The sequence below is a fragment of the Microbulbifer maximicatervae (SeqCode) genome (genome assembly GCF_052467505.1).
In genome coordinates this window covers 3042913-3067553 of record NZ_CP174313.1, presented here as the reverse complement: position 1 = coordinate 3067553, position 24641 = coordinate 3042913, and the positions used below count along the sequence as shown (strand labels likewise).

16 protein-coding genes are annotated in these 24641 nt (G+C 47.2%); 12 read left to right on the top strand and 4 right to left on the bottom strand.

Going from position 1 to position 24641, the window contains the following annotated elements; all coding sequences use genetic code 11:
- The first annotated feature begins 74 nt into the window (after positions 1-74).
- The 6 genes from ACJJIN_RS13620 to ACJJIN_RS13595 all read left to right on the top strand — a co-directional run bounded on the left by ACJJIN_RS13620 (position 75) and on the right by ACJJIN_RS13595 (position 9874).
- On the top strand, positions 75-1808 hold the full coding sequence (locus ACJJIN_RS13620; protein WP_444895080.1) for an SLC13 family permease: 1734 nt from the start codon (positions 75-77) through the stop codon (positions 1806-1808).
- Between the two features lie 17 nt (positions 1809-1825).
- Positions 1826-2746 (top strand): glycosyltransferase family protein, encoded by a 921-nt coding sequence (locus ACJJIN_RS13615; RefSeq protein ID WP_444895079.1) that lies wholly within the window; start codon positions 1826-1828, stop codon positions 2744-2746.
- Positions 2737-4779: a capsule polysaccharide biogenesis protein gene (locus ACJJIN_RS13610; protein WP_444895078.1), complete on the top strand. Its 2043-nt coding sequence runs from the start codon at positions 2737-2739 to the stop codon at positions 4777-4779. The genes ACJJIN_RS13615 and ACJJIN_RS13610 overlap by 10 nt, the downstream gene beginning before the upstream one ends.
- A gap of 99 nt (positions 4780-4878) precedes the next feature.
- Positions 4879-5934: a phytanoyl-CoA dioxygenase family protein gene (locus ACJJIN_RS13605; RefSeq protein ID WP_444895077.1), complete on the top strand. Its 1056-nt coding sequence runs from the start codon at positions 4879-4881 to the stop codon at positions 5932-5934.
- A gap of 668 nt (positions 5935-6602) precedes the next feature.
- Positions 6603-7847 (top strand): capsule polysaccharide biogenesis protein, encoded by a 1245-nt coding sequence (locus tag ACJJIN_RS13600; protein WP_444895076.1) that lies wholly within the window; start codon positions 6603-6605, stop codon positions 7845-7847.
- Between the two features lie 260 nt (positions 7848-8107).
- Positions 8108-9874 carry a DEAD/DEAH box helicase gene (locus tag ACJJIN_RS13595; protein WP_282934580.1) on the top strand — a complete coding sequence of 589 codons (1767 nt, stop codon included), beginning with the start codon at positions 8108-8110 and terminating at the stop codon, positions 9872-9874.
- Positions 9875-9968: 94 nt separating this feature from the next.
- Here the strand turns inward: ACJJIN_RS13595 and ACJJIN_RS13590 are convergent, their stop codons facing one another.
- Both ACJJIN_RS13590 and ACJJIN_RS13585 read right to left on the bottom strand, forming a co-directional pair.
- A complete protein-coding gene (locus ACJJIN_RS13590; protein WP_413664530.1) occupies positions 9969-10508 on the bottom strand; it encodes a cytochrome b in 540 nt (179 codons plus the stop codon).
- Between the two features lie 208 nt (positions 10509-10716).
- Positions 10717-11676 carry a LysR family transcriptional regulator gene (locus tag ACJJIN_RS13585; protein WP_444895075.1) on the bottom strand — a complete coding sequence of 320 codons (960 nt, stop codon included), beginning with the start codon at positions 11674-11676 and terminating at the stop codon, positions 10717-10719.
- A 172-nt stretch (positions 11677-11848) separates the two neighbouring features.
- Between ACJJIN_RS13585 and metE the strand changes: the two genes are divergently transcribed.
- On the top strand, positions 11849-14083 hold the full coding sequence (metE, locus tag ACJJIN_RS13580) for a 5-methyltetrahydropteroyltriglutamate--homocysteine S-methyltransferase (RefSeq protein ID WP_444898256.1): 2235 nt from the start codon (positions 11849-11851) through the stop codon (positions 14081-14083).
- 82 nt (positions 14084-14165) lie between these two features.
- On the opposite strand, the gene ACJJIN_RS13575 is transcribed toward metE, so the two are convergent.
- The gene (locus ACJJIN_RS13575) at positions 14166-16217 is read right to left on the bottom strand and encodes an amidohydrolase family protein (protein ID WP_444895074.1); all 2052 of its coding nucleotides are present in this window, start codon (positions 16215-16217) and stop codon (positions 14166-14168) included.
- Between the two features lie 205 nt (positions 16218-16422).
- A complete protein-coding gene (gene pepQ, locus ACJJIN_RS13570; protein WP_444895073.1) occupies positions 16423-17724 on the bottom strand; it encodes a Xaa-Pro dipeptidase in 1302 nt (433 codons plus the stop codon).
- A gap of 83 nt (positions 17725-17807) precedes the next feature.
- On the opposite strand from pepQ, the gene purU reads away from it, so the two are divergent.
- The 5 genes from purU (at position 17808) to ACJJIN_RS13545 (ending at position 24557) form a co-directional block, all read left to right on the top strand.
- Positions 17808-18647: a formyltetrahydrofolate deformylase gene (purU, locus tag ACJJIN_RS13565; protein ID WP_444895072.1), complete on the top strand. Its 840-nt coding sequence runs from the start codon at positions 17808-17810 to the stop codon at positions 18645-18647.
- Positions 18648-18717: 70 nt separating this feature from the next.
- The gene (locus ACJJIN_RS13560; protein WP_444895071.1) at positions 18718-19134 is read left to right on the top strand and encodes a hypothetical protein; all 417 of its coding nucleotides are present in this window, start codon (positions 18718-18720) and stop codon (positions 19132-19134) included.
- Between the two features lie 70 nt (positions 19135-19204).
- The gene (locus tag ACJJIN_RS13555) at positions 19205-19936 is read left to right on the top strand and encodes a PAS domain-containing protein (protein WP_444895070.1); all 732 of its coding nucleotides are present in this window, start codon (positions 19205-19207) and stop codon (positions 19934-19936) included.
- A 380-nt stretch (positions 19937-20316) separates the two neighbouring features.
- Positions 20317-23124: a TonB-dependent receptor gene (locus ACJJIN_RS13550; RefSeq protein ID WP_444895069.1), complete on the top strand. Its 2808-nt coding sequence runs from the start codon at positions 20317-20319 to the stop codon at positions 23122-23124.
- 53 nt (positions 23125-23177) lie between these two features.
- Entirely contained in the window at positions 23178-24557 is a 1380-nt protein-coding gene (locus tag ACJJIN_RS13545; RefSeq protein WP_444895068.1) for a glycosyl hydrolase family 18 protein, read from the top strand.
- Positions 24558-24641 lie beyond the last annotated feature (84 nt).

The window sequence follows — 24641 nt, the reverse complement described above, 5'->3', positions numbered from 1 at the left end:
CATAATCTTCGTGAGTTACAAGTGTATTAGTAATAGAACTCTATCTCATATAGCCTTAATGACGCCCTAATCTTATGACCTTTTCTCAATTGCTTGTAGCCGGGATCTTCATTCTGGTTATCGGTTCACTTATTTTTACCCGCTTAAAGCCATCCCTGATCTTTGCCACGGCTGCTGGATCGTGCTTTCTAACGGGGCTTGTACCGTTAGAGTCTGCTCTACAAAAGGGGGTGAACGTCGGTCTTGTTACTTTGGTCGCTCTATTGTTGGTATCGGTCGGGTTAGAGAGGGCTCGTTGGCTTCGGGTGATCTCAGAAGGATTGATTAAGGGATCTCTTAAGGCTAGTTTACTGAGACTTTCTGCTGCTACAGCGTTGAGTTCTGCATTTCTTAACAATACGGCAGTGGTAGCTGCTCTTGCGTCTAGTGTCAAGGGGCAGCGGCGCTTCCCATCAGCCAAACTTTTGATGCCTCTGTCTTATGCAGCGATTCTTGGGGGAACACTTACCCTAATTGGCACTTCTACCAATCTGATAGTAAATAGTTTTGTACTGGATCGAGGCTTGCCTGGCTTAGACTTCTTTACTTTTATGCCCATTGGAATAGCTGCCACTTTAGTAGGGTTGGTTGTTTTGTTGCTATGTAACCGTTTGTTGCCAGAAGGGAGCGTAGTCGATGAGCCTGTGACCGAATATCTTTTAGAAGCGGAAGTCATTGAGAATTCCCCTCTCGACGGAAAGAGTGTCGAGCAGAATCATCTGCGTCACTTGGAAACTTTTTACCTAATTGAGATAGTTCGGGGTGATCAGGTAATCAGCCCTGTAGGCCCCTCAGAGATTATCCGAGATGGTGATAAATTAATTTTTTGCGGTGACGTTCGTGACCTTGGACGTTTACAGGGCATTCAGGGGCTACGCCTGTTTGCGTTAGAGGATGAAGAGTTGGGCCTGAATCTTACTGAAGTGGTAATTACCCCTAATTCTAGTATCCTCGGGCAATCGTTAAAAAGCTGTAACTTTCGTACTCGTTTTGATGCTGCAGTGGTGGCAATGCGTCGTGGTGGTGATCGGCTATCGGGTAAGTTAGGTGAAATTGAACTTCGTGCGGGAGACGCCCTTTTACTAGCAGTAGGCCAGGATTTTCGTCATCACCTGAATATTGACAAAAATTTCTATGTGATTAGTGGCACTGAAGTGCGACGTGACTTGTCACGACGGGATAATTGGTTGTTAGGCTTAGGCTTTTCGGCAGTTGTGGTGGGAACCGCGCTAGGCTATTTTTCTCTGTTAAAAGGGTTAGTGGTACTTCTTAGCGGTATGATCGCACTCGGTATCCTATCAACTACTGAATTGCAGAGGCGCTTTCCTTTTCAGATATGGTTGATCATTGCGAGTGCCTTGGTACTTGCAGAAGCATTCGCTAGTAGTGGCTTGGCGGATTTATTGGCTATCGGGCTAAAGGGGCTTCTAGCTGACTGGGGGCCAATAGCGGGTTTGGTGGGTATCTTTATACTCACGCTGTTGCTAACTGAGTTGATGACTAACAATGCAGCTGCGGCCTTGGCATTCCCCCTTGCTTGGAGTCTAGCTGATAGTTTTGATGTCAGTTGGATGCCTTTTGTAATGGCTGTAGCTTATGGAGCAAGTGCAAGCTTTTTGACACCTTTTGGTTATCAAACAAACCTAATAGTACAGAACCTTGGTGGATATCATTTGCGTGATTTTCTCCGTGCCGGGTTGCCCCTGACTATTGCTTATTCTCTGGTTGTTTTACTGTTGCTGCCAATTGTATTCCCCCTTGAGATTTGACAGGTCTGGAGATTGATTTGGAATTTGCTAGCCGCTGGCTAATTGTAGAAGAAGGTCGTAACCCCTCGACAGATTATTTTATTTTGCCATTCCTTAAAAATATGGGAGTTAGCTATAAACGTTTCGGTTTTAATGAAGTCCCTGCAGAGGAAAATATACGTGATGCAAATATTTTATTTGTGCGTTATGTCCCTAGCAAATGGCAATCATTCCTGAAGAAAAATGTTGAGGATATTTCTGGTATATTTTTCTTTATAGATGATGATTTATTTGATCAGAAGGCACTTCTTGGCTTGTCTATTAAGTACAAATTCAAATTACTTCGATATGGGTGGTCAAAGCAAAAATGGTTGAAGTCTGTGGGAACTCAATTGTTGGTTTCGACGCCTTATTTACAGAGTAAATATAGTGACTGGAGGCCAAGATTGTTGCAAGCGGAGCCCATCAAGATAACTGATAGAAATTTTGTAAATCTTTTTTATCATGGCTCTGCATCACATCAAGAAGATATCCAATGGTTGTACCCTGTGGTAAGTGAGGTTCTTAAGTATAATCAAAATTTGAGCTTTGAAATAATTGGAAATACCTACGTGAATCGGCTTTTTTCCAATATACCAAGGGTTAAAGTGTTGCACCCGATGAAATGGCCTACTTATTTCTCGATGTTACAGGTGCCGGGGCGAAATATAGGTTTAGCGCCCTTATTGAATGTACCTTTTAATAGAGCTAGGTCTCACACCAAGTTCTTTGATATCACACAGGCTGGTGCTGTGGGTATTTACGCTGCTGGTGATATTTATGGCAAAGTGGTTCGTCATCGTGAAAACGGTTTGCTTTTACCTATGAACTCTTCGCAATGGATCGATGGAATTCTTGCTTTGGCTGAGGATGAAGAATTACGAAGGAATATGCTGGCCGAGGCACGAAAATGCCTGTAGCCGGACACTGTTCTTTAGGTTTGCGGAAACACCGGATTCTAGAAAGCCTACTCGATATACGCTGCCAGTATATTACCTTCAAGCCCGCTAGTTATGTGAGTTATATGATTGGTTGGGGGCTTAAACCAACAGCGATGAAAGCAAAAAGGATTGCTCTACGAGCAGGGCTCCCATTTGCATGTATAGAAGATGGGTTTTTACGTTCGCTCGGGTTGGGAGTTAATGGAGCGGTTCCGCATAGTCTGGTGGTCGATAAAACCGGGATCTATTATGATGCATCTCGACCTAGTGATTTAGAAACATTGATAGCTTTAGCTGACTTCACTTCTGAAGAACTGGATCGAGCGGAGAAAGGGATAGAGCTATTACGAGCTAATAGGCTTTGTAAATATAATCAATTCATAGATAAGCCCTTAGATTGGTCAACTAATTTGAAAAGGGTTTTAGTTGTGGATCAGACTTTTGGTGATGTCTCTGTTTCGGCTGGCCAGGCTTCTGAATCTCATTTTCTGGCCATGCTGGATAGTGCTATTGAAGATAACCCTGAAGCCGAGATATGTGTAAAAATACACCCGGATGTTATAACAGGGAAGAAGAAGGGTTATTTATTAAGTTTAGCTTTTGAAAAAGGCTGTAGAATTATATCTGAAGATATCTCACCTTGGGCTATTTTTGACTATATGGAAAAAGTTTATGTTGTCACTAGTCAGCTGGGGTTTGATGCTTTAATTGCAGGGAAAGAAGTACACTGCTTTGGTGTTCCTTTTTATTCTGGGTGGGGATTAACTAAAGATAGACAATTTTTATCACGTCGCAATATCAACAGATCTCTTTCGCAGCTCTTTTGTGCTGCCTATTTGAGGTATTGTCGATATATAAACCCATATACCGGTGATAAATGTGAGTTTGAAGAGACGGTTGCTTTGATTGCGGAGCAAAAGAGGCAGTGGCTTAGGTTTCAAGGTGCTTGGTTAGGTGTGGGCTTTTCATCATGGAAGAGAAAGTTTATTCCTAATTTTCTTAGTAAAAAGAGAAAGGTGGACTTTGTTAGAGGCACAAGCTCTGTCAGTCAGTGTGCAGCGGGCGCTAATATTTTTGTTTGGGCTAGTCGGCCAACGAACTCATTGCAGAAAAAGATTGTGGAGATTCAAGCTCGTCTTTGGAGAGTTGAAGATGGGTTCATACGTTCAGCAGGGCTAGGTGCGGACTTGGTTGCACCCACTTCTTTAGTGTTTGATTCCCGGGGTATTTACTTTGATGCCCGGTCACCCAGTGATCTTGAAATTATTTTAAGTAATACTAATTTTAGTGATGAAATACTTAATAGGGCGAAAAGCCTTCATCTGCTACTTTTAAGAAAAAGAGTTACAAAATATAACATTCAGGGCTCAGTAAATCTCTCTCTTCCTGATAATAAGAAAATTATTTTAGTTCCTGGGCAGGTGGAAAGCGATGCCTCAATTGCTTATGGTTCTCCTGTTATAAAAAGTAACCACTCTCTTTTGGAGAGAGTAAGGAAGGAAAATCCAGAAGCATATATTATCTATAAACCTCATCCCGATGTGGTTGCTGGTGCTCGCTTGGGAGAATTACCTCAAGGATCTAAAAGATTATATGACTCGATTGTTACTGAAGGGGATATCTCTCAAATATTGGATCAGGTTGATGAGGTGCATACCTTGTGTTCTTTGGCGGGGTTTGAAGCCTTGCTTAGAAAAGTTAAGGTTGTCACTTATGGTTTACCTTTTTATTCCGGTTGGGGTTTAACTGAGGACACTCTGCTCTCCAAGGTAGGGAGTGATAGGAAGGATTTTGACATTTTTAAGCAAAGGCGGCGACGTAAATTGACTTTAGATGAGTTAATCGCGGGAACCTTGCTACTTTACCCAGTATATGTTGATGCTGCGACAGGGGATTACATTGATGCAGAGACCACAGTTAAGTTGGTAGAAAAAAAACGATCTTTATATAATGGCGAGAGCTTTTTCTTTAAAGTTTTTTGCTGGTATAGAAAAATTTTTCTTCGTTATTGATTAATATGATAATGGGTGCCCTGTTTAGTAGGCAGCAAAGCGAAACTGTATTTCCATATAAATAATATAGTTTCAGATATGTATCTTTGGGAGGTGATAATGCTAAGTCGAATACTTGCTTTGACCTGGAAAGCACCTAAGTGGTCTTTCGAATTGGTTAGCTGGGGGAAGAGCTTTAAGAATAATCCTATTATTGGAAATTACGTGCTTAATTTTTTCGGGTTACATGTCCTTAGGGTTGTAGTTGCTCATGCTCTATTTCGGTTCCGATTATTTCTCCTTTCTCCTATAGTTCCTTCGGAATACCGAAGAGAATTTATTGAGAATGGTTATATTTTAAAGAAAAATTTTCTCGATAATAAGCAGTTTTTACAGTTGGTAAAGGAGCTTGATCAGTTCGAGGGGCCTGTTAGGGAAATAATTGAAGGTACGACTGTAACCCAGAGGATATTTATGGATTACGAGGAGCGAAAAAGAGCTCCAGAATTTAAGCGGCTAGTTGAAAATCAGCTATTAAATCGCTTGATGCGGTACTGCTCATCGAAGAATCGGCCGCCTTTATTCTATATAGAAAACCTCTGCAACCATGAGAATGTGAATCCCCGGCCAGACCCTCAACGAGACTTACATGCGGATACCTTTCACCCGTGTGTTAAAGGGTGGTTATATATAGATGAGACGAGTGATAATAATGGAGCTTACGTCTATGCACCAGGTTCTCACAAGCTTTCCTGGAAAAGGTTGAAGTGGGAGTATAGAGAGAGTCTAGAGGCTTGTAAGAAGGGCAACGAAAGGCCATCTGGACGTTATTGGGATGGATCTTTTCGGGTCAATGACAAAGATCTGAAAAAAATGGGATATGAAGTGAAAAAGCTATCTGTCCCTGCAAATACTTTAGTGATTGGTAATGTGTATGGTTTTCACTGTCGCGGTGAGGCGCTCCAAAAGTCGAAGCGTATGACGGTGTGGATGCAGGCTAGAGACAACCCCTTTAATCCATTATTTACCCCTTTCCCTAATAGTGCTGCTAAAGCATTCGAAACAGTATGGAAAGTGGCCTTAAAACGGCTGGATAAAGGCAAGATTAATAGTGGAGAGCAGCGAAATTATTATGGACGCTTAGCTCGTTCTCGGTGCACGGAAACTGTGGATTAAGCTTGCTATTTTGTTTGTGCTTGCTTCTAAGTATATCGTGTAGGTCTTTGGTAGTTATTGCCAGTAGGAAGCGCCTTTACTTGATAAATAATGTTTTGGGGTTGACTGGTATGATATTAGTTAGGCCTTAGTATGACCGCTTGTTTGGTGGGTGAATTGTGATCTGGTCAGTTGAAATGGCTGGCCATCCAACTAAAATCCCGACTTGGCCGAAAACTTTTTTGATGGCAAGTTCGCCAGCTTCGTTTATGATGGGTAAGGATGTAAAGTAAAAAATTTTGTTTTGATAAAATGGCTTCTGAAGCTTCAAAAAAATGAACTTAGTATTCTAAACAGAGAAAAGTACTCCCTGTTTATACTCTATGCTTCTCCGGTGCGGGAGAATTTTGTCACTACCAATTTCTGAGGTTTGGAAGAAGTTAACAACTGTAGAAGATTATTGTTCTATTTGGTAGAATTTTGCGCCAGTTAGTACTCTAATACCTGTTCTTGTTCGTTTAGTTGATCAATTTCCTGTTAGGCCTATTGAGCCACGGAGTGACATATGGCGATATGTCAATGACTGAAGTAGCTAATGTGCGGCATGGAAATGGTTTTTGTTTGACCCGTTATATATATGTGCTCAATTTCTAAGCGCTAAATAGCAAGTTTTAGGGGTAGGTTGAATAATGTCTGTGGCAGTCTTTTTACAGGGACCTCATGGCCCGTTCTTTGCGAAGTTGGCAAAGAGACTCTCACATCAAGGCATAACTACGCATAAAATTAATTTCAATGGCGGCGATCGCTATTTTGCTTGGGCTGATTTTCAGAGTGATTTCACGGGAACCGAAAGTGATTGGTCACCCTTCTTTAAGTCCTATTTGCTAAAACATAATGCAGAAGCTGTATTTGTTTATGGAGACTGTCGTCGCTATCACTCTCAAGCTCGAAGTGTTTGTGAATCTTTGGGTGTTGCTTTTGGGGTGTTTGAAGAGGGGTATTTACGTCCAGATTTTGTTACGTTGGAATGGGGGGGGGTTAATGCTTTCTCTCAAATGGACTGGACGCGGGAGGAGATCGAAAAGTATGAACCGGTCCAGAGCAGATCTTGTGGGTTACCAGTAGGGCAAACATTCTGGCATCGTGCTTGCTTCGCTATGGGTTACTACGCAGCGATGCGCCTCGCGCGTTCCGAATTTCAGGCATATCACCATCATAGAAATCGAGATTGGAAAGCCGAAGGCGTTTGTTGGTTGAAGAGCTTTGCACGAAAAGGGCTTTATAAAGTAACAGAGCGCAGTTTGACGCCTAAGCTTACGGGAAAGCTAAGCCAGCGTTTTTTCTTATTTCCCTTACAGACTCGAGATGATTTTCAATTAAGACAGCACTCGGACCTTCTCTCAATTGAAAACGCCATTGATCGAGTATTGAAGTCATTTGCCAAGAACGCGCCAAATGACGCGGTGATCGTTTTAAAGCATCACCCGATGGATCGTGGGTTTTGTCATTACCAGAAGCTGATTGATAGCTTAGAAGCTCGCTATAGTATCCAGGGACGAGTTATATATTGTCATGATCTGCACTTGCCCACCCTTCTCGATCATGCTCGTGGCGTAGTTACAATTAATAGTACTGTCGGTATCTCTGCCCTTCTTCACAAAGTGCCCACAAAAGTGCTTGGGCGCGCGCTATATGACATCCCAGGCCTGACTCATCAAGGTAAACTATCCAGCTTCTGGGCTGAGCCTGAGAGCGTGGATATTGCTTTTTTCAGACGCTTTCATACCTATTTATATGAGCAAACTCAGCTAGACGGTAGCTTCTCCAAGGCGGTTGGCGCCACCATCGAAGGGGTGGTAAAGCGCATAGAATCTGCTGCTGAGGGTAGCCCCCAGGCCAAGCTCTCTATCAAAAGCGGAAATAGTGCGGGTTAATTCTCTCGCACGGACTTGGACTAGAGATTAGGGATTAGGGATTAGGGATTAGGGATTAGGGATTAGGGATTAGGGATTAGGGATTAGGGATTTTGCGTTCTTTTCCTTTCCATCTAAGGTATTTCATTCCGCTTGCACGCTTCATCACAGCTTGTTTAAAAAACAGGCTGATCTGGATCGTCTAACCTGTTAGACTGCGCGGCCTTTTACCCACCGCTCCGGTCCCGCGATAGGGACTTTGGCTTCAAGTGAATTCCGAAATGACCGATACCCCTAAAGCGGCCGGCTTCGACCAGTTGGGTCTGCCGTCTGAAATTCTCAGCGCCATCGAAAAGCTCGGCTATGAGACTCCCTCCCCGATCCAGGCACAAACTATTCCGTCCCTGCTGGAGGGGCGGGATGTGCTAGGCCAGGCCCAGACCGGCACTGGCAAGACCGCAGCCTTTGCGCTGCCGCTACTCTCCCAACTGGACCTGAAGGATCGTCGCCCTCAGGCACTGGTGCTGGCACCGACCCGCGAACTGGCTATTCAGGTGGCTGAAGCCTGCCAGTCTTACGCATCCAAGTTGAAAGGTTTCCACGTTGCGCCTATCTACGGTGGCGCTGACTACCGCGGCCAGATACAGCAGTTGAAGCGTGGCGTTCAGTTGGTGGTAGGCACCCCCGGACGGGTGATGGACCATATGCGTCGCGGTTCCCTGGATCTGTCCAATCTGCGCACCCTGGTGCTGGATGAGGCGGATGAAATGCTGCGCATGGGCTTTATCGATGATGTGCAGTGGGTATTGGAGCAGATTCCTGAAGAGCGCCAAATTGCGCTGTTCTCCGCCACTATGCCAAAAGAGATTGCCCGCATCGCCCGCGAGCATCTGGATGAGCCGGTTGAAGTAAAAATCCGTGTTAAGACCGAGACTGCGGAAACCATTCGCCAGCGCTATTGGCCGGTTGGTGGTCTGCACAAACTGGATGCACTGACCCGTATTCTTGAAGCGGAGCCGGTGGACGCCACGATTATCTTCGTGCGCACCAAAAACAGCACTGTGGAACTGGCAGATAAGCTGGCCGCCAGAGGCTTTGCCAGTGCCGCCCTGAACGGCGATATGGCACAGAACCTGCGTGAAGCCGTGATCGACAAGCTGAAAAATGGCAAGCTCGATATTGTTGTAGCCACCGATGTTGCGGCTCGCGGACTGGACGTGAAGCGTATCAGCCACGTGATTAACTACGATATCCCCTACGATACCGAAGCTTATATTCACCGTATCGGTCGTACCGGTCGCGCTGGTCGCGAAGGCGATGCGATCTTGTTTGTGGCGCCCCGCGAGCGCCGTATGTTGCGTGTCATCGAGAAAGCGACCAAGAAACCGATCGAAAAACTGGATTTGCCCAGCGCAGATGCAGTTAACAGCGCCCGTATGCAGCGCTTCCGCGAGCGCATTACCGCGACCCTGGAAGGCCAAACTGATCTGGCGCCCTATCGCCAGCTGGTTGAGGAATTCCTGGCGCAGAATGAAGTTGACCCTCTGGATGTTGCCGCCGCGCTGGCTGCAATGGCCCAGGGTGACCAACCCCTGCTGATTCAAGAGAAAGAGCAGAGGCCGCGCAAAGAGCGTCGCGAGCGCGATGATGACTTTGACGGTGGTCGCCGCCGCAAGAAGGAAAGCTTCGAGAAAGATCGCAAGCTGCCGCCGCCCGATGAGGGGCTGGAGCGCTTCCGTATCGAGATCGGCCGCGAGCAGGGCGTGCGCCCCGGCAGCATTGTTGGCGCTATTGCCAATGAGGTGGATCTGGACAGCTCCTATATCGGCCGTATCGAAATCTACAACGATTTCACCACGGTAGATCTGCCCCAGGGAATGCCGAAAGAAGTGTTCCAACACCTGAAGAAGGTGCGTGTTTCTGGTAAGCCGATGAAAATCACCCGTTTCGATGAAGCAGCGGTGAAATCGAAAGGGAAGCCCAAGGGTAAGCCTAAGTTCAAGCCCAAAGGTAAGCCCAAAGCCAAGCGCGGCAATAACGACGAGTAAGTCGTACCTGCTGTAGCAGGTTCCTTTCGGGAGAGCGCAGTCTTGCGCTCTCCCATTCAATTCTCCCTATCTCTTCTCACTTCCCTATCTTGGATTAGCGTTGTGGCAGCATCCGGGTCAAAGTGTTATCGCGGGCAATAAAGTGGTGCCACAGGGCGGCGGCGATATGCAGTCCAACCAGTACGAGCAGGGCGGGCCACATTACATCTTTGTGCAGGAAAGCAATTTGCTTGCCCAGATCCGGGTTTTTGGCGAACAGGTTGGGAACGGCAAATAGGCCAAAAAACTCAGTATCGCGCCCAAACAGTTGGCGCATCACGATGCCGGATACCGGCATAGCCAGAATCAACAGGTAGAGCCCACCATGGGTCAGGCTGGACAGTGCCTTCTGCCACTTCTTGCCTTCAATCTGTGGGCGCTTGTGACGTGCACGCCAGTAGAGGCGAAGGGCTAGAAGCATCAGGACACCGACTCCCAGGGAGAAGTGCAGCTGCATAAACCAGCCGCGCATGGGATCGCCGCGCTCGTAAAACTCATGCAGTTCAACCGCTCCCCACACAGAGAGCAGCAGGATTACAAAAAGCCAGTGCAGTCCTTTACTCACTGAGTTCCAACGTTCAACCGGGTTTGACATAGAGGGTCTCCTACAAAGTCCAGGCATTTGGCCGGGTACAGGCCACTGCCGTATAGTTATTTGTGTGATTTTACCGGCCTCTCCGGCCAGACCAAACCATTGATTTGTTCGATCTGAAAATATTCAGTTTGTTTGATAATTGTGCTGAGGTTGAATAAGTCATTATTTCCGCAAAGGCTTAAGCCGCCCAGTTAACTTTTGTAAGTGGTTAGGCAGGTTCTGCCACACTGGGGCTGGTTTTGGCCGCTCTCACACCTTGCAGATTGGCAAAGCTGGTATCCCGTGCGGTTTTGAGGAAGTCTGTGAGATAAGGTTGCTCGAGCATATCTTCCCGCACTGCCGCGTAGAGAGTGCTCCAAAGGCCCTCTTTACCCAGCTGGAGTTGGGAAACAAACCCCTTTTGCAGGTACTCGTGCAGCGCCCAATTGGGCAGGGCGCAAACCCCTCGGCCGCTGGCTACTAACTGAACCATCATCACGGTGAGTTCTGCGGTCCGAACACCCGCTGGCTCTATTCCGGCTGGATCGAGAAAGTGCTGGAATATATCTAGCCGCTCGCGCTCAACCGGATAGGTAATCTGGACTTCACCAGCCAATTCCTGCGGTTCTACCCAGCGCCGCTTGCTCTCCTGCGCTAGAGGGTGTTTGCGGCTTATGGCAAGGCACATTTCAAAGCTGAACAGCGGCTCGTAGTGTAAGCCTTTGAGGTCCGGGTCTGGATTAGAAGTGACAACCAGGTCCAGATCGCCGCGCACCAGTGCGGGCAGGGGAGCGAAGTGGAAGCCGCTGCACAGGTCCAGTTCCACTTCTGGCCAGCCGTCTCGATAGGTATTCAGTGCGGGCATCAGCCACTGGTAGCAGCTGTGGCACTCGATAGCGATATTGAGCCTGCCCGCTTGCCCAGATGCCAGCCGGGACAGGTCCCGCTGTGCTATAGCTACCTGGGGCAGTATGTCGTCGCCCAACTGCAGCAGTCTCAGACCGGCACTGGTAAATCGCAGAGGCCGGGATTTACGTATAAACAGTTCTTGGCCGAGCCGGTCCTCCATTTCGCGAAATAAGTGCGAAAGAGCCGACTGGGTCAAGTGAAGGCGCTCTGCTGCGCGTACCAAGCTGCCTGTCTCACGCAAAACACTCAGCGCACGCAAATGGCGCAATTCAATCATCATTAAAATTATTCATGTTATTTGCAAAAAATATGAAATTGATTGAACAGTACTGTGCGCACACAATCAAGTCAGGACTCTCGCTAATGCGACCGTTACCGAGATCGCAGCTGCGGGGTATTTTTCAATGGGGCAACTTTGTTCCCCTCACAGGAAAGAGCTTGGGAAGGCGGCCATGGTGCAAACACATATCCTCGGCTATCCGCGTATCGGAGCCAATCGCGAACTAAAGAAAGCGCAAGAAGCCTATTGGCGCGGTGATATGCCCCAGCAGCAATTGCTGCAAGTGGGCACAGAGATCCGCCGTGGTAACTGGCAGGCCCAAAGTGAGGCCGGTTTGAGCCGTGTGGCTGTGGGAGATTTCGCCTGGTACGACCAGGTTCTGAATCACTCCCTGATGTTTGGTGTGGTCGGTCAGCGTTTTGCAGAGGGAGCGGCAGACAACAAGCTGGACCAGTACTTCCGCTTGGCCCGTGGTCGCGCTCCATCGGGACAGCCGGTAGCGGCCAGTGCCATGACCAAGTGGTTTGATACCAACTATCACTACTTGGTCCCTGAACTCTCCAATGATCAGGCGTTCTCCCTGGATAGTGAGTGGTTACTTGACGAGGTGCGGGAAGCCCAATCCCTGGGCTACAAAGCCAAGCCGGTGGTTATTGGACCACTCACTTACTTATGGCTGGGGCGAGGTGTGGATAGCCCTCTGGATTTAGTGTCAAAACTCCTGCCTTGCTATGCCGAGTTGCTGTCTCAGCTCGCTGACCTCGGAGTTGAATGGGTGCAGTTGGATGAACCCATACTAGGCCTGGATCTGCCGGATGAATGGCGTGGGGCTTTTGATAGCACCTACCAGCAGATTGCGGCAGTAGCCCTGGGGGTGAATACACTGCTGGCTACCTATTTCTCACCTTTGCGCGAGAATTTGGAGCTGGTATTTTCCCTCCCGGTGCCTGGGGTACATATTGACTGTGTACGCGCACCTGAAGAACTTGAAGCTGCGGCCCAGCTGGCAGGTAAAAACAAGGTTCTGTCTGCGGGTGTGATTAATGGGCGAAATGTGTGGCGAGCAGACCTCAACCGCTGGCAGGGCACTTTGCAGCCTTTGGCGAAACAGTTGGGAGATCGCCTGTGGCTATCAGCCAGTTGCTCCCTGCTCCATAGCCCTGTGGATCTGGAAACAGAGATCAAGCTGCCCAGTGAGCAAAAACAGAAGCTCGCTTACAGCCGCCAGAAACTTCAGGAGTTGGCTCAATTACAGCAGCTGCTCAATGAGGACACAGAGATCCCTGTCTCAGGCGGAGAGAGTGGTGTAGCCGAGGGCTCCATTGCTGATCAATTACGGGATACCTGGCGTCAACAGTGCTTTCAGGATCGCTCTTTAGTACAGGCCAAGCGTTGGAAATTACCACTGCTGCCCACCACCACAATAGGCTCATTCCCACAGACGGATCTTTTGCGCGGTGTGCGCCGCAAGTACCGCAATAGCGAAATTTCTGAAGCGGATTATTTAGAACATCTACGCGCTGAAATTGCCGAAGCTATCCGTCGTCAAGAAATACTCGGTCTGGATGTACTGGTGCATGGTGAGGCTGAGCGCAACGATATGGTGGAATATTTCGGGGAGCAACTGGATGGTTTTGTACACACCGGTAATGGCTGGGTGCAAAGTTATGGCTCTCGCTGTGTGAAACCCCCGATTATTTTTGGTGATATCTCCCGACCTAACGCTATGACAGTAGAGTGGAGCAGCTATGCCCAGAGCCTTACTAATAAGCCGGTAAAAGGTATGCTCACCGGCCCGGTCACAATTCTCAACTGGTCCTTCCCGAGGGAAGACATCCACCGCAGTGAGAGCTGTCTACAAATTGCCAAGGCATTGCGGGAAGAGGTGTTGGATCTTGAGGCGGCCGGTATCGGGATTATCCAGATTGATGAACCGGCTTTGCGTGAGGGAGTTCCCCTTCGAGAGTCTGAGCACCAGGATTATTTTGCCTGGGCGGTAGGGTGTTTCCGCTACACCTGTAGCGAAGTAAAAGCGGAAACCCAGATCCACACCCATATGTGCTACAGCAATTTCAATGCAATTATGGATGCCATTGTTTCCCTTGATGCGGATGTAATTACTATTGAATCTGCTCGCTCCGACTTGCGCCTACTCAGCGCGTTTGCCGACAAGGCCGATGGTTACCCCAATGAAATTGGACCTGGCGTTTACGATATTCACTCACCCAATGTGCCGGAAAGGGGGGAGTTGGTAGAGCGACTTAAGAAAATTGCACAAGTGGTGCCGGTTGAAAGACTTTGGGTAAATCCGGACTGTGGCCTTAAAACCCGTAACTGGGCTGAGGTCGGGTCATCCTTACTGAATATGGTAGAGGCTGCGCGCACTGTGCGCACAGAACTGGCCTAGCCAATTTATAAATAAAAAAACCGGCAATCATTTGGATTGCCGGTTTTTTCTTTTCTGTTTTTTTCGCTTCTGTTTTTTTCGTTTACTGGGACTTGGTGGCTACTGTAGTAGTGTTATTTAATTCAAATGGCACTGAAGGGTGGAAAGGTTTAATACCCAAAGCCGTGTAAAGCTCATCCGGGCGATACATATTCTGCCCCTCGAGCACCAGTGCGGTGCGACGCAGCGCGGTAATATCCTCGAGAGGATTTCCCTCCAGTAAAACCAGGTCTGCATTTTTCCCCACCGCAATACTGCCAGTGTACTCATCGGCCCCCATAACCTGAGCCGGTACCAGGGTGGCCGTGCGCAGCACATCAATATTGGGAATACCGGCTTTGGCATAGAGCTCCAGTTCACGTAACAGGGTAAATCCGGGGATGCCATCGGAGCCCGCGACCATAGTGACCTTGTGCTCGTGTAGTTTGAGCATCATCGCCAGCAGGGCTTCCGCTGAAAGGTCGTAGTCATCCCGGTGTTCCGGCTTCACATCCAGTTCGGCCCCAACAAAGGCGCGCTGGATATTGACTGGAAGGTGGTCGGTAATATCGGCAAACTCAGGATCTACTTTGCCCGGCTGGCGCAGTAACATCGAACTGAATACGGTGGTGGTTGCGTCTACGACAGTGCCTTTCTTGGCTAGCTTATCCAGGAAAGTAGCCACTTCTTTGCTATCCAGATCCAGCTCGTGGGCGTGCTCTCCGATTTCTGTAAAGCGCAGTCTTTTACGGGTATCTATTTTGCCCATAAAATTCAGAAATAGCATATTGATATGCTGAATTTCATCAAAGCCCGCGTCCACTGCCTCTTCGGCGGTCATAAATGCAGGAATATGACCGGACAAACGCATACCATTTTCATGGATATGCTTGGCTAAGGGAGCGATCCACTCGGGCTCCATCGAGCTGTAAGTTTTAATTTGCTGATAACCGCGATCGGCATACCACTCGACAATATCCTTGGCTTCTTCCAGGCTGTCCGCAGTCTTGCCCATTCGCATGGCATTTTCGCTTTCCCGGTCCATAAAGCCCGCACGGAAAAGGTCGCCGCCAATGATTTGCTCTGACTCAAACATGCCTTCAATACGCATGATACTTTCATGGGTATTACCGATGTCGCGAACATTGACAATGCCAGCGGCCATATTCAGAACACCATCGGTAGGGGATAAGTGGGCGTGCATATCCCAGAGGCCGGGGATCAGCGTATGGTTACGGGCATCAATGGTGGTTGCCCCGTTGGCTTTGATCGGTTTTTTACTGATTTTTGCGATCTTTCCATCTTTGATCAGAACATGGTGCTTTCTCTGTAGTTTGCCAGATTCAACATCAACCAGGTTGACGTTGCTGATCAGGATGGGTTGTGTTGATGTGTGGGTATGTTTCTTGGCAATACCTTGCAGGTACTGGTCTGCGGCTGCGACTTGCCGGGTTTTCAGTTCTTCGAGGTGAGATTTATCCCAGCCTTTGCGCAGGATGGCGAACCATCCCCCCTCATCGGAGGCAAATAAATCCCCATTGTCATCATACCAGGCCAGATCTGGGGTAAAGCCCAGGCCGCTCACGCCGTAAAGGTGGACCGTTTTCTTTTTCTCGCCTTGTTGCAGGGTCACTTTATCAAGCTTATGGAGGCGTGCTTTTCCTTGCGGCAGTAAATCAATATTTTGATCTGCATCGGCAATTAGTGCTTTTACCAATTGCGCCTGTACAGCAAGGGTGCTGTTCTTGGGAATATAAAATTGGGCTTCGGAAGTTTTTGCGCTGCCATGTTCATCGGAACCTTTCCAGCGAGCGACACCATTTTCCAGGGAAAATTCTTCGCTGACTGGAGCACCAAATGGGCTGATCCCTTCAATGGATAATTGCTCGGGCATTGCCGCCTCACCGATAGTGAAGCTCTCCTTGAGGTTTAGGCGACGGTTATTCCAGCCGAGCTTTAATTCACCAGATACCTTTGTTCCATCCTGGTGAATGACTTCAGAGCCAGCAATGCCCTCTTTATCGTAAAAAATATACTCGATTGATTTTGCGTAAGCGCTATTGGCTGCGGCTAGAACTGTGGCTGCGATAAGCGTTGCCAGTGTTTTTTTTCTCATGAACTGTCCCTTTTCTTGTTGTAATACCGGTGATGGACTTTGGCTTTTTTTCGGTGAGGGGGCAAGCAGCTTAGGGGCGCAAGCGGCGAGAGGAAAAGCGGGAGCGGTAGGGCGTTCTTTAATGTTTTAACTTTCGGAGTAAGGTAAAGGTATTGCGAGAGCGCTTACTTGTAAGCACTCTCACAATATTGCTTTAGTCTATGAACTAAGGGGTGCGAGAAAGGTTTTCGTTGCCGGTTGCGTGTACGACAATATTGTCTTCAATACGGACGCCGCCGTAGGGGCGGAAGCTGTCGACCTTATCCCAGTTAACCTCGGCAGCGAGGTCTGAGTCTTTTAGCTCTCCCAATAGGGTATCGATAAAGTAGAGTCCAGGTTCGATGGTAAATACCTGGTTCTCCTCGATAGTTCGGCTGGTACGCAGGAACGGGTACTCGGCTGGTGGGGGTGTCATGCCTCCATTGGGGCCGGTCTGGTGACCACCGACATCGTGTACCTGGAGGCCGAGGAAGTGACCCAGGCCGTGTGGCAGGAAGGGGCAAGTTAAACCGGATTCCACGGCATTCTCGGCAGAGGTTTTGATAATGCCAAATTGGAGCAACAGCTCGCCTACGTTTAAGTGGCACTGGCGATGTAGTTCTGGGTAAGGCAGGCCAGGTTTGAGGCCGTCTACCAGCTGCAACTGCTTTTCATCCATGGCCGTTACCAGCTCTGCGAACTCATTATCGGCATAGGCGTAGGTGCGAGTGATATCAGAGCAGTAGCCATTGCAGTCAGCACCCGCATCGATCAGGAAGCTTTTCAGCTGCGGCTCAGGCAGGCGCTCAGTAGACAGGTGAGTGTAGTGCAGGATTGCGGCGTGTTCATTCAGGGCAACAATGTTGCCGTAGGGCATACGGTTCTCGCCCTGGCCAGCAGCGCCCAGGTAGGCCTGATTGATCTCAAATTCACTGGCGCCACTGCGGAAAGCCTGTTCGGCGGCGCGGTGCCCATTGACCGCAATACGGTTCGCTTCACGCAGGCAGGCGACCTCATAAGGCGTTTTATAAGCGCGGGCCCAGTGCAAGCGGTTGATCAGAAGCTCCGGATTTTCCTCCCCCAGTGACCAGCCTTGCAGCTTGTCGCTCTCACCGATAAAAGCGGCATTCTCTGGGCTCAGGAACGCCTGGGCATCGGCCGGCTTGCTCAGTAGCTCGATATCGTAGAAATCGCTCCAGAAGGTCTGGGGTGCCGGCGGTACATAGTGCCAAAAGTCTACTGGGCGGTAGAACAAAAGCTTTGGCTTTTGTCCGCGCTGATAGATAACCCAGCTGTGGGGGTTGTCGGTAATGGGAACCAGTGCCTTAAAGTGGGGATTCACCTTAAACGGGTAATAGTTATCGTCTAGAAACTGCACCCTGGGAGCGCCACTGAATACGTTGAGGGTATCAAACCCGCTCTGCTCGAGGATTTCGTCGTAGCGGCGGCACAGGGTGGCCATATGATCGGCGTAAAGGTTTTTATCCATGTTCTCCCCGGAATGGATCGCTGAATCGTAAAGTCGGCATAGTGTATAGTCTGGACTCTGGATATTTGGCCTGAAATTTGACCATGGAAAAGAAGATACTGCTGACCGACTGCCCCGATGATAAGGGCCTGATCGCAAAGATTACCAATATTTGCTACAAGCACCAGCTGAACATCATCAAAAATGATGAGTTCGTGGACCGGGTTGAGGGGCGCTTCTTTATGCGCACTGCCCTGGAGGGTATCTTTAACGATGCCACCTTCCTGGAAGATCTGGATATGACACTGCCCCAGGGGGCAGAGCGTCGCTTGGTATCCATAGAGCGGAAGAAACGCCTGGTGCTGATGGTTACCCGCGAGCCCCACTGCCTGGGGGATATCCTGATGAAGTGCTATTCCGGCGCTATGGATGTGGAGATCGCGGCTGTTATCGGCAATCACCCGGATCTGGAGGGGCTGGTACAGAAGTTTGATATTCCTTTCCACTGTATTTCTGCAGAGGGGATGGAGCGCGAAGCTCACGAGCAGCAAGTGGCCACCTTAGTAGATGAGTACAACCCGGATTATTTGGTGCTGGCCAAGTATATGCGCGTGCTGACCCCTGATTTTGTTGCTCGCTATAGTGGACGCATTATCAACATCCACCATTCTTTCCTTCCTGCATTTATTGGCGCCAAGCCCTATCAGCAGGCCTACGAGCGTGGAGTAAAAATTATTGGAGCCACAGCGCACTTTGTTACCGATGATCTGGATGAAGGGCCGATCATTGAACAGGATGTAATACATGTGGATCATGCCTATTCTGCAGAAACCATGGCGGATGCAGGTAGGGATGTTGAAAAATTGGTTTTGACTCGAGCGCTGCAACTAGTTTTACAGGAACGAGTGTTTATACACGGAAATAAAACAGTGGTATTTAAATAGAAACGCAGTAAACAATACTAACTTTGCGCTCGATGTAGTAAAGCAGGTTAGTGTTTAGAGAGGATTTTGAGTGAATAATAAAAATATTAGCAGTTTTCAGGCCCGTTTATTTATTGCCGCTAGCCTAGCGTTACCTATTTTTCTCAGTGCCTGTTCCAGCAACAAGCCGATTCCCGGAATGAAAGAGTCGTTTGTAACTGAGATTGCTCAAAATGGAGCTAAGCGTTTTACATTTACTCTTGAGAAGGATCGACAGGATCTTCCTCCCCCAGTCTCAAACCAGCCTAGTTCTCAACGTCGAATGCAGCGGGATACTATCGGTTTGGGAGGCCGTTCAAGTGACCGTGTAGAGCGTTATTTAGATTGGGCTCTCGAACAAAAGATGTTGGAAAGCGGTTTCTGTGAGCGTGGCTATTTTGAAATTGAACGGGTTATTTCCGCATATGGTGGTGAGGTGCGGGGAGAGTGCCGAGAAGGCGCTTTTTAGTGCCTTTTCTGCTTGCTGGATCTGTACAGTAATAAAAGGGACTCTTTACCAGCTATTGTAGATAATAATAATGAAGTCTGAATCAATATTGGAAATGGTGTCTACCCAGCAGATTATTGCGGTTTTTGATTTAATATCAGATATTATTTTTTGGGTAAAAGATGATTCTGGTTACGTAGTACATTGTAACCGAGAGTTTATTGAGCATGTTGGATGCAAGTCCCTTAATCAGGTTGTGGGCCGCTCTGATATGGATTTTTCTCCCTCTTATCTCGCAAAAAACTATATGCGTGATGACCAAAGAGTGATGGAGGGCGAAACGATTACAGATCGACTGGAGTTGAATATAGGGAAAAGTGGAGAGTTGGTTTGGTTTACGACATCCAAGCGCCCACTAAAGAATTCCACTGGAAAAATTATTGGTACCTATGGCGTAGCTCGCGACCTTAATGAAACGGTCAAAACGCTCTCCAGAATGGATAAGCTGAAAAAGCCTGTTGAATATATTAAAAATAATTACAGTCAGCCGATTACTGTCGAACAGCTAGCAGAGGTAGCCAGTTTGTCTGTTAGCGCCCTTGAGAGGCGATTTAAAAAGTATTTGGAGAAAACTCCAATGCAGTTTGTCAGAGAGGTTAGGTTAGAGAACTCCCGTCGTATGCTGGTGGACACTCAGCGGCCAATTTCTGAAATCGCATACCGTGTCGGATTTCCATCTCACAGTTACTTCAGTAGACATTTCAAGACCATGTTTGGGCAGCTTCCCGCTATTTATAGAGAAGAAGTTCAGTCTCAACTTTGAATGCGATAGGCCATTCCTGAACTACTTAGAGATGGATAATCAATAGAAGTTTTTTGTTGAAATGGTTTGGTGCTGGCTTTCTTCTCTTTAAAAATAGTTTATCTATTTGTTGAATATCATGTAAATCCATAATCGAATTTTGGCCTTTCATACCTTCTTATACCTTTCCCTTAGTGTTCTCCAAAAATCCAAACGCCGATTTTGTTCTATTCCTGTCTCAGTTTCTATTACCCCCTTATCCCGTTTTTTTCTTAGGGTTTTAGTGCTCAACAAGTGGACTGTCATTACGGGGTTTAGGGTCCCCTGACGGTTTCTCGCCCCTCTCCAATTTGGAGAGGGGCTCTTTTAAAAAACTTATAAGAAAAGAAAGTTGGGATACTATGAAAACAGTCAAGAATAATAGACGAACCATGGTCAAAATCTGGAGCCGAGAGATTAAGCAGAAATCGCTAGTCTCCGCTATTTCATTAGCCATTAGTAGCGTGGCGATTGCTGATGATATCTCTGAGAAAGACAAACCGATGGATCATATTGAGGTAATCGGAATTCTTGAGAGTAATACCAGAAACCTGGAAATTAAGCGGGATTCTAATGCTATTGTAGACGCGATAACCGCCGAGGATGTGGGCAAGTTCCCGGATAAGAATGTTGCAGACTCTCTTCAGCGCGTGCCAGGGATCACAATTACACGCAGTGGTGGAGAGGGTAGTCGAGTCAGTATTCGTGGCACCAGTGCCGAGTGGACCTTGACTAAGTTAAATGGAAACTACATTGCAACCTCTGATGGAGAAGCGCCATCTCGAAGCTTTAATTACACTTTGCTGCCATCCAACATGATTAGCAAAGTAGAAGTTTACAAAAGCCCGGAAGCTAGAATTGATGAAGGAGGAATTGGCGGAACGGTTATTCTACACAGTCGTAAGCCTCTGGAAATGGATTCTGGTGAGGGTGTTATAACTACTGAAACCACTTACTCAGATACTAATGAGCAGTGGGAACCTCAATATAGTGCTTTTTACTCCTGGAAAAATGAGAGTGAAACCTTCGGTATCCTGGCTGGCTATACCAAGCAGGACAGAACCGTAACCTCAATTGAAAACTACGCGAGTCATTGGCGATTCCATTCAGATACGGTTGAAGGTGCTGAGCGTCCGGCAATTGTTGACCAGGAAACTGGTGAAGTTTACAACAATGTTTGGGCGCCCAGAGCTATGGGTATTGGTAATCATGAGCAGGATAGGGCCAGGGATGGTTATCAAATTACCACTCAATGGCGGCCAACTGAGCGCTTGGAATTTGCTCTGAACTATTTCGGTTCCCAGTTGGGATACGATACCCGTAGTCAGAATCTCACCTTAGCAGAATGGAATGATAACCATAACCCCTACTTTGGCGTTGAGCTGGAAGGGGATACCGTAGTTACCTATGGCAACGGTGATAACGGTTTGCTAAATGCTGATAACTGGGGTGATGCTGATGTCAATGGTGGTGTTGAGGTAGAGCGAGGTTTAATGTCTCCGCAATTGACCGGGCAGGATAGCTACGGTGAATCAGAATCTCATACATTCGACCTCGAAATTCTGTATGAAGGTGATTCTTACACAGCAGCAGTGAATATTGGGCGCAGCTCTGCAAAAGGAGGTGTCTCCGAAAGAATCATGGCAAATATGGATGCACGTTATGGTTCCGTAAATAGTTGGCTGTGGTCTATTGCCGACGGGGAACCTAGCTACGAAATCTCTACAGATCTCACCTCGGATCAGGAGGCCTATCCATACTATGACTGGTTTAGTTCTGACGCTACCCAAAATCGGGATAGGGAAGATTATTATCAGCTTGACCTGGGATTTGATACCAATTGGGGAGTAGTTAACAAAATCTATGTCGGTACTAAATACCGAGATCATGAAGCCAAGTCCCTAAGAGATACTTTCCTGTGGGATGACGGTATTTCGGATAACGGTGGTTATCGTGGGTGGTTGTCGGGTACCGAATGGTTCCACAACCCGGATTTTCATCCAGACACTTCAATCTTACTTGGCGGCAGCGTAATCGATAATAGCGCAGGCGATACCGGGGCTATTAACTATCTGCCTTTTGATATAGATGCGCTTAAAGCCTACGTTAGTGATAATTTTACCCGGACTGTAGTTCCTGTCTTATCCGGTACCTATACCATCGAGGAAAAAATATTTTCACTTTACGCACAGGCAGATTTTGAATGGGAAGCCTTCCGGGGTAACTTTGGTGTCCGCTATGTTAATACCGACTTAACTACCTCGACGTACGATGACATCATTGGTCAAGAGACAGATATCACCAATGCAAATAATCGAAGTGCTGACAGTGAAAACTTCCTACCAAGTTTGAATATTGCCTGGGATCTAACTGATGACCTTGTAATACGATTTGCTGCAGCAAAAACCATGTCTCGAGTTAGTTATGCTGATTTGGGGCAGGCTGAGTCTTATGGCCCCCCTGTAAATATTAACTCGCCGGATTCTTGGACCGGCCGTGGGACTGGCACTTCAGCAAATACTGGGCTAGAAGCGATGCTCTCCAATCAATTCGACCTGGGAATTGAATGGTATTACTTTGATGCTTCCGCACTTGGGGCAACATTATTTAGTAAGGATATCAGCAACCTTCCTATAACCACAACTGAAGTTGTATTACGTGAGCACAATTGCTGCAATGGACCCATTGAAGTCGACATGACCACAAAAACGGGTGGTGCTGAGGCAACTTCAAGAGGCGTTGAGCTGTTTGCACAACACGCGTTCGAAAGTGGTTTTGGTGTAATGGCAAATTATACCTACACCGACACCAGTACTTCAGGGGTGTTTGTTAATGGTGAAGAAACTGAGGCAGAAATTCCTGGAACGGCTAAGCACCAGTACAATCTTTCCGGTTATTATGAAAATGATTTGTACAGTGTGCGAGCATCTTATAACTGGAAAGATGATCGAGCTGGGGGGCTTCACCAAGGGTATAATTTATACGATAAAGCTTATGGGCAGCTTGATCTTAATGTCAGCTTTACCTTCAATGAAAACCTCAATTTCACGGCATCTATCATTAATTTAACGGAGGAAAAGGCAGAGGGGTTCTGGAAGCAGGAAAACAGAATGACTTATTATAATTACTCTGGGCGCAGACTATATATTGGTGCAAACTATAAATTCTAATACCTCGTTGATCGTAGTATTGGGTGTAGAGTGTAAGCTCTACACCATTTTTTTTGATTATCGATATTAGATTACAGAATTTACATAACTACATAATAAAAATGAGCATAAATATGAAACAATCGACATGTAGAGCAGTGCAGGCTGCTTGTGCCACCATTTTATTTCAGACTGGTGCATACGCAGATATTGAAGTGGTTAATTCGGTTGACTGTCCCTCGGACACTACAGCAGTAAGCTATTCTGAAGCGCTTAATTATCCTAATGAATTTTGTGATCTTCTCAGTAATGGTGATTTGGTTGGTTTATCAGACGGGTCCTCAATAGAACATCTGGGAAATAATTGCCAATTGACGAGTAATGAAAGTCGCCAATTATCCATGACATTGTGTAAATCCGAACCTTCAGCGCCTCAAGTTGTTAGTGGAAGCAGCTGTGCATCTGATGCAAGCCCGGTCACCTATCTTGAGGCTCAAATCTATAAGGATGAGCTGTGTTCCGTCCTGGGGGACTGGGAAATTGCAAATCTTGCCGATAATGCCTCCATGGATGGCAGCGGGTATGGGTGTGGTTCACGTAAGAATGAAATCCGTGAGCTGGGCTCAACTCTGTGTAAATCTGATACTCCTCAGGAAAGTGTGTTAGCTCCTAAAGTTGCTTACGTAGAAGTTAATAGTAATAACCTGGGCAATGCGGGCTGCTTTACAGAGAGCGATGGCAGCCAGTTGTTTGATATAGCTGTGATCTTCGCGGCAAATATTAATTACGATGGTCAGAAAGCTGTACTGCATTTTAATGACCAAGTGTCAGACTTGCTCAATAACAATTTGAGTACAGTACAAGACTTGCAAGACAAGGGTACGAAAGTGGTGCTCAGCGTTCTCGGAAATCACCAAAATGCAGGTTGGTCTTGTTTTGCCGATGAGCAATCCGCTGATGACTTTGCTCAGCAGTTGAAAGATGCAGTGGATCAATATGGTCTGGATGGTATTGATATTGATGATGAGTACTCACAGTGCGGCCAAACCTATTCTGACTCCCTGGTAAAAGTGACTAGTGCATTGCGAGAGAAAATTCCGAATAAAATCATTTCTAAAGCGCTCTGGAGTGATGCCGATGCTTTTCAGGCTGAATGGAATGGCAAGAAACTGGGCGATCAACTAACTTATGGCTGGGAGATGAGCTATTGGTTGGGCTCAAGTTGTACTTCAAGAATCCAGAAGTATATCAATCTGGGTGTTGATAAGTCTAAGCTGGGTGTTGGCGCTTCTACTGTGTTGAATAGTGCTTCTGCAGCGAGCGCTTTAGCATCATGTAATGAGAATAATAACCTTGGTGGCGGTACTATGATATTTAATGTGACTAAAGATTCTAGCAGTTACCTTTCTACAATATGGCCAGGTACTTCAGCACTTCCTAATTGCCTAAAGTAGTTCAAAAATATTGATAGTTGTGATTAATTAATTTTTTTTAGTAAATCTATTTCGGAGTGGATTGTAAACACTCCGAAATACAAT